The following is a 2,126-nucleotide window of genomic DNA, read 5'->3' on the forward strand; positions in this document are numbered from 1 at the left end:
CCGCCCGGTTGCGGCCCGTTGTCGAGCCCCCGGCCCGCGAAGGTGACGACGACCTGGAGCGCAGCCCCGGCGAGCAGGCATTGAGCGACCTGTTCACCGCCTGGACACGTGAGATCGACGCGACCTGCGAGGCCGTGACGCGGCCGCTGCGTCCCGAGGTGACGCGCCGGCCCGAGGTACACGACAAGGATGTGTCGGCCCACCCCGTCATCGACACCAACATCACAGCTTCGCGCGAGAACGAGTTCGCCGGCGGTGGCCGCTACCTCGCGACCGGACGACCTACCTCGAAGCGCCGTACGCGGCGTGCTTGGAGTGGACGTGCCAGTCTCACGGCCGTCTCCGCCGGCGCCGTCGTCGCGCTGTCCAGCGTCGCCGCTGCCGTCAACGGCGGAAGCCTGTCGACCGTTCTCGCGCCGCTGCACCTCGACTGGAGCAATGCGCGCGCCGTCGCCGAACCAGACGTCCCCCGAGTGCAGGCCACGGCCGTTCCTACCCCGACGACACTGCCCGGACCGATGGCCGCCGCGCCGGGTGCACCGGCGCGATCGAGTGCGCATGGTGGACCGAGTCAGGGCCAGAGTGCCGGTCGTGAGGCAGCCCGACCCGAAACCGGCCCGCAATCAGGCGCCGAGCGTTCGGGTGAGGGTTCAGTCGCCGGTTCGATGATTCCCGAGCAGGTTCCCTCGAGCGTGGCGATGACGACCACGACGCGCGGCGACGCGCCGCAGCGCACGACGCCGGGAACGCGCGGCCAGCGCTCGTCCCAGTCGACGACGCAGCGCCCGTCGACGGGTTCGGCGTCCAGCTCACGGCCCAGCACGTCGCGTCCGACGGGCTCGTCCGGATCGACCTTGCCCGGTTCGTCCTCGAGCACGTCCAAGCAGAGCAGCTCGAGCACATCCAAGCCGAGCAGTTCGCGTCCGGCGCCGTCGCACTCGCAGCCCACGTCGCCGACCAGCCCGACGACGCCTTCGTCCGGCACTGCGACGCCGACGAGTCCGGCCACGCCGCCTACCACGCCGTCGGCGTCGAGCACGCCGACGCCCTCCGACACGGTTTCGGACCCGGGCACCGCGCAGACGAGCGCCGGCGCCACCGCGACGGGAAGCCCGTCGGCCGAATCCGACTGACGGTAGCTGCGGCGCGGTTCGTCGTGGAGCCCGGTTGCCGGCTCGCACTGACCGGAGCTGCGGCGGGCTCGTCGTGCAGCCACCTGTGCCGTCGTCACGCGCGGTGAGGGCAGGGGCCGGAGTGTCCTAGACTTGGTCAATGGCTTTCGGTTCTGACAATGTCACTGACGTTCCCCCGAAGTTCGCGACGCTGGGCCTGACCTACGACGACGTTCTGCTGCTGCCCGGCGAGACCGACGTCATCCCGTCCGAGGTCGACACGACGGCGCAGCTGACGCGCGAGATCACCCTCAACATTCCGCTCGTTTCGGCGGCGATGGACACCGTCACCGAAGCGCGCATGGCGATTGCCATGGCGCGCGAGGGTGGCATGGGTGTGCTGCACCGCAACCTGTCGATCGAGGATCAGGCCTACCAGGTCGACCTCGTCAAGCGCACGCAGACGGGGCGCATCACGAACCCCGTGACGATCGGCCCCGACAAGACGCTCGAAGAGCTCGACGCGATCTGCGGCCAGTACCGCGTCTCCGGGCTGCCCGTCGTCGTCGAGGACGACAAGCTCGTCGGCATGATCACCAACCGCGACCTGCGCTTCACGCCCGTCGCGGAGTGGGCGACGACGAAGGTGCGCGACGTCATGACGCCGCAGCCGCTCGTCACTGCTCCCGTCGACATCTCGAACGACGACGCGACAGCGATCCTGCGTCAGCACAAGCGTGAGCGCCTGCCGCTCGTCGACGACGACGGGCGTCTCGTCGCGCTCATCACCGTGAAGGACTTCGTGAAGTCCGAGCAGTTTCCGAACGCCTCGAAGGACGCCGAAGGCCGCCTGCTCGTCGGCGCCGCCGTCGGCTACTTCGGTGAGGCCTGGCAGCGCGCGACGACGCTCATCGAAGCGGGCGTCGACGTGCTCGTCGTCGACACCGCGCACGGCCACGCCAAGCTGTTGCTCGACATGATCCGCAAGCTCAAGGCCGACCCCATGACGAAGCA

The 2,126-nt window shown here is 69.8% G+C and carries 2 protein-coding genes; one reads left to right on the plus strand and one right to left on the minus strand.

What is annotated here, in order from left to right; genetic code table 11:
* Window positions 1–571 precede the first annotated feature (571 nt).
* Window positions 572–1,216 carry a hypothetical protein gene (locus B2284_RS01970; RefSeq protein WP_286697110.1) on the minus strand — a complete coding sequence of 215 codons (645 nt, stop codon included), beginning with the start codon at window positions 1,214–1,216 and terminating at the stop codon, window positions 572–574.
* 56 nt (window positions 1,217–1,272) lie between these two features.
* Here B2284_RS01970 and guaB point away from each other — a divergent pair.
* Window positions 1,273–2,126: IMP dehydrogenase (gene guaB / locus B2284_RS01975; RefSeq protein ID WP_286697111.1), on the plus strand; the 854-nt coding region annotated here is incomplete at its 3' end.

Origin of the sequence: Dermacoccus sp. UBA1591 (assembly GCF_002322065.1) — a bacterium.
GTDB lineage: Bacteria > Actinomycetota > Actinomycetes > Actinomycetales > Dermatophilaceae > Dermacoccus > Dermacoccus nishinomiyaensis.